The sequence below is a fragment of the Cyanobacteriota bacterium genome, from assembly GCA_025054735.1.
GTDB lineage: Bacteria > Cyanobacteriota > Cyanobacteriia > SKYG9 > SKYG9 > SKYG9.
The window spans coordinates 1-5254 of the sequence record JANWZG010000289.1; the positions used below are offsets into that span (position 1 = coordinate 1).

A 5254-nucleotide genomic window follows, 5' to 3' on the forward strand; every position below is an offset into this window, starting at 1 on the left:
AGTCATCGGTGCTAGTGAACTGATCGCTGAGTCTATCTAATGCTGGGATAGTCAACTCCATGCGATCGTCAGCATGAAGTGATGTTTCGTTATCGTAGTCAAGGTCAGCGTAGAAGTAAGTTGCTGGCGTGGTCATGCTCGATTCCTTAGAAACTGTGTGGGCTTGCGATCGTGGATTAAAGTTTGGAACACACCATTGAAAGTCCCCTGTAATTTGGACTAATCGTACAGAACGTTAGTTCCTCATTAGCTAGGTAATGGTCGTGATGCACCCTACATACTTAGTAACAACTGAACAATTGGCAGCAGGTTACCTTTTGTACCTCTTTTGACTCGCTTCAGTAGCAAGCTAAACGACACTTTTTCCCGTAGATATTGGATAGAGGCAATCTTCAGAGCTGTAGAGGCTTTGAAGATAAGCGAAAAGGTTGTACGAGTCTGTCATTCTAATAGCGAAATTATACGGAAGCAATTGTTCAGCCTGGTAGTTCACGTCAAGAATGCTACGTGGTAGGAGTCATGATGGCATTAATTCATCCCGCAATTGAACAGATCTACATCACTGAAAACTGAGTTTCCAGAAGAATTCCCATATTCTCTGGAAAAGTCATCATCAACGTGGATATTGCTCCATTAGCAGCCTGACTTCTTCAGCATGGTAAGAACTGCGGGTTAGGGGTGACGCAACAGTTTGTAAAAAACCAATCGCATTTCCGTACTCTTGCCAGCTTGCAAATTGTGCCGGAGGGATAAACATCTGCACTGGAAGGTGTTTGGGGCTAGGTTGAAGATATTGCCCTATAGTGAGAATATCGCAGTCTACAGCTCGTAAATCCTGCATGACTTCACGCACTTCCGCATCAGTTTCCCCCAAACCCACCATGATCCCCGATTTGGTGTAAGTTTGGGGAGCCAACTCTTTGCACCGGCGCAGCAGTTCTAGCGATCGTTCATAGTTTCCTTGGGGGCGCACTCGCCGATATAAGCGAGGTACAGTTTCAGTGTTATGGTTCAAAACCTCCGGATGAGCTGACAGAATGAGTGCTAGAGCTTCCCAGTTACCACAGAGATCGGGGATCAAGACTTCGATCGTCGTTTGGGGTGAGGCTTGACGCACAGCCTGAATACAAGCCACAAACTGCGTAGCCCCACCATCAGGCAAGTCATCCCGATTCACTGATGTAATCACTACGTGCCTTAGCATCATCCGACTAACAGCCTCAGCTAACCGTAGTGGTTCAGTGGGATCCAGGGCTTTGGGTGTTTTCTCAAAATCAATATCGCAGTAGGGACAGGCACGGGTGCAAGCTGGCCCCATGATCAAAAAGGTAGCGGTACCCTTGTGGAAGCATTCACCAATATTGGGGCACGATGCTTCCTCGCAAACCGTGTTTAGTCCTAAATCCTGCAACACTGATTTGACATTACCAATACGCTCCCACTGGGGAGCTTTTACCCGTAGCCACTCTGGTTTAACTGTCACGTTTTTCGACGAAGAATGTTGTCTGAAGCAATAATTGCTAGGATACTAAAGACTGGCTGACTATTGCCAGCCATTCACGGGATGTAGCGCAGCTTGGTAGCGCACCTCGTTCGGGACGAGGGAGTCGCAGGTTCAAATCCTGTCATCCCGATTTACCACCATGCTCCATAGGGTTGTTGGCAATCTATCGTCACCAACAACCCAGTTTGCAAGCAAACGATTGTAGGCATCGGCGCAAAAATAACCAGCATCCGTAGTTACTGTTGATGAACCATAGTTATTTGTTCCCCAATCTACTTCAATAGTTTGGTTGCCGTAGTCTGTTTAGACAAGCCAATGTGTCACTTTAACATGACGGTAGCTGAATCAGCAGGTTTAGCAACGCGATTGTAGTGCTGATATGGTGCCTCTACTGATTCCCCACCGAGCTAGTACATACCTCTGGGAAGGATTTGCTCTAAATACGTTCAATCACAGATACAAATTTTTGATGGAATACGGATCTGTTCACAACTACAGGAAATATGACAAAAACTACGTGGTTCAAATTCCGTAACGTTTAAACTTTAGGGCAGTGCTTAAGGCTGCGATCGTCAGGGTGAACCTTAGTGGGTGCATGTCACTATTGCCTTCGGCCTTGCTCTCTCTCACCTGGCAAAGGTTTGCACACACGTTAGGGGGGAAATGTTAAGTTGCTCCCTGTTGCTCTTTAGGAGCGAGGGTAACGGGATGATGAGTAGAGAGCCAATGCAAAGGTGACCTGCTCTGGTCACGATCGCCGTAACTCCAGTGGTATGGCAGTGACTGCAAGCAGAATTCAACATCCTATCCATAACCTATTGTGTTCATGACTACATCATCCCTCGTGTCTGCTGTTGATCTTGACCACAGAAAGAGCCAGCCCTTTATCATGCGCCTGCCTCGGAGCTTAAGTTCTTTAGAAACGTGGAGCTTTGGGTTAAGTGGACTGTTTATTTGGCTAGGTACAGCACCTGGAATGCATACTGCCCTTGGCCCCCAGGCGATCTGGATATGGATCCCGACAGCCATCATTGGGATGTTATTGAACTTTCAAGTCAGGCGGTTAGGGATGGCCTGGCAGGAAATGTCTGGAGGCACACCTAACTATGCTGCCCGCTTGTTACGACAATATCCCGGCTTAGCTCGTTATGGGGCGATCGGCTATTGGTTAGGTTGGGTGTCAATTCCACCAATGAATGCCATCATTCTTACAGATTTAATTGCTGCTCTGTTAGAACCCGTTGGCATTGCCTGCCCCATAACTGCCCTGCGCATTGCCCTGACAATCATTCCCTATATCCTGGCATTCAGCGGCACTAGAGCCTTGGGTATTCTACATTCGTTTCTGGTGATTCCCGCAGCCTGTTTTCTGTTGGGTTATAGCATTTATGGCATAGGTTGGCTGATGCTGTCGCCCCAAAGCCCTGGCTTTTTTCCTGAGCGTTGGCCGAGCTTCTCTATTATCGATTGGCTGAAGTGGTACTTTATTGCTGTCTACGCAGCCTATGCGATGGAAACTTCTTCCTCCTTTGTTGCCGACAGTCGCAACCCCGTCAGAACCCTACAGTGCCTCAAAGTAGTAGCCTGGTTGAATCCAGTGGTTTATATTGGAGCATCCTGGGTGTTGATGCGCCTAGCTATATCACCAGAACTAGAAAGCAATGCATTCCTTAATCTGACAGCCTCTGCTCAAGCCTTTTGGGGGTCATCTGCCCATATAATTGTTACATTTCTACTAGCCTCAGGCTGCTTAATGAGTTCGGCCACGGCTGTGTCGAATTCTCCCCGTGTCCTATATCAGCTTGCCCTCGATGGTCACCTCAACCCAGTCTTTGGTGCTGTTTCTAAACAGGGCGTGCTAGGGCCAGGGTTAATTGCCACGCTAGTGCTGAGTCTCATATGTTTACTCTGGGGTGATGTCAGTCGAGTGGTCATGGTCACAGGCACTGGCTATTTGACTTCTATGATGGCGATGCACCTGGGGCAGTGGTTAAACCGCAACCAGCCAGAAGCTCTGTGGCCTCGCTGGTCATTAGCCTTCTTGGTTGTAGAAGGGGCAGCGTTGATTATTGGTGGTTTAGCCTGGAGTTGGTTAGACCTAGTGATAGGGTTGCTGTTGCCGATCGCCGTGCTGGCTGTAAATGCGATGCTGATCTACATCCCGTTTGCTCCTCTGCGGGCATCGTGGTGGTTAGGGCACTATCGACGGCAGTCTTACTACCTCAGTAGAGACCCTATTGTGATGCAAGTAGCCGTGCTGACTGTGCTGATCTGTGGTGCAACTTGCATCGGATGGCTCGTCAGAATGGTGTTGGGCAACCTGACCGCCCAGGCTAACATCGATATTCTGATTGTGCTGGTCATGCTAGTGGCGTTTACAGGGGTGGCGATCGCCTGTTGGACGATGTTGCCTCAAGTAGCTGCGATCGCTGATGCGCGGGAGCAAGCTGAGCATCTATTCGCAATCTCTACCAATGCCATCTTGGTTGTGGATGAAGCTGGTGTTATTCAGCAGGCTAATCCCGCAGCAGAAACCCTCTTTCAAGTGAAATCAGGTCATCTACTCCGCCAGTTCTTGAGGGATGCTATGCCAAACTTGGCTGATTTGCCTCAAGATTGGGCAACTCGCAGCGAACAAATTCTAATTCGTGCTGACCAGACAATCCGCACTGTAGAAATGGCGATTTCCCTACGCTTGCAGCAGGATCACCCTGAATACTTAGTCAACTTGCATGATATTACTGATCGCAAGCAGGCGGAAGAAGCCCTTCGCATCAGTGAACAACGCTTCCGAGATGTTAGCGATGCTGCTGGGGAGTACATCTGGGAGATCGACGCTGATGGTATTTATACATTCGTGACGGAAAAGGCGAAGTTTGTCAAAGGCTATGAACCAGAAGAGCTTCTAGGACATTCTCCCCTAGAGTTTATGCCCGACGAGGATGTTACCCATGTCACAGAGATTTTACGGCAAGCATCGGCTGCCAAAAGCAGTTTCAGGCTCGAACACCGAGACATTACACCCACAGGCGACATTTTCTGGGAAGAAGTCAATGGTTTACCAATGTTGGCCAATGACGGCACTATTATTGGCTTCCGGGGTGTAGGCATGAGCATTACTGAGCGCAAACAGGCAGAGTTGCTCCTGCGACAACAGGCTCAAAACTTAGAAAACACCCTCCAAGAATTGCAACGTACCCAATTTCAACTAGTGCAGAGTGAGAAAATGTCCTCCTTAGGCCAGTTGGTTGCTGGTGTAGCCCATGAAATTAATAATCCTGTGAACTTTATCTATGGAAATCTCACCCATGCCAACGAATATACCCAAGACCTGCTGGCCTTGGTAGCCCTTTATCAACATCATTACCCCAGTCCCCATGCAGAGATCCAGCGCGAAATTGACGACATCGATTTAGAATTTCTGATGGAAGATTTGCCCAAGTTGCTCTCATCTATGCGGGTAGGAGCAGAGCGCATCCAGAAAATCGTTACATCGTTGCGCACGTTTTCTCGCATGGATGAAGCTGATTGCAAGACGGTGGATATTCATGAGGGCATTGATAGCACACTGATGATTTTGCAAAACCGCCTTAAGGCAAGGCCCGATCGTCCTGGCATTGAAATCATCAAACACTATGGCCTGTTGCCCCCAATCGAATGCTATGCTGGCCAGCTAAACCAAGTTTTTATGAACATTTTGTCCAATGCGATCGATGCGCTGGAGGAATCGTTTGATCGTCCCCTAGAAAC

1 protein-coding gene, 1 tRNA gene and 1 pseudogene are annotated in these 5254 nt (G+C 48.3%); 2 read left to right on the forward strand and 1 reads right to left on the reverse strand.

Going from position 1 to position 5254, the window contains the following annotated elements:
- Positions 1–613: 613 nt before the first annotated feature.
- Positions 614–1495: pseudogene (gene lipA, locus NZ772_13275) on the reverse strand (lipoyl synthase).
- A 65-nt stretch (positions 1496–1560) separates the two neighbouring features.
- Between lipA and NZ772_13280 the strand changes: the two are divergent.
- Both NZ772_13280 and NZ772_13285 read left to right on the forward strand, forming a co-directional pair.
- Positions 1561–1634 (forward strand) — tRNA-Pro (locus NZ772_13280).
- Positions 1635–2330: 696 nt separating this feature from the next.
- Positions 2331–5254, forward strand: a 2924-nt coding sequence (locus NZ772_13285) for a PAS domain S-box protein (protein ID MCS6814522.1), incomplete at its 3' end; no start/stop codon positions are given.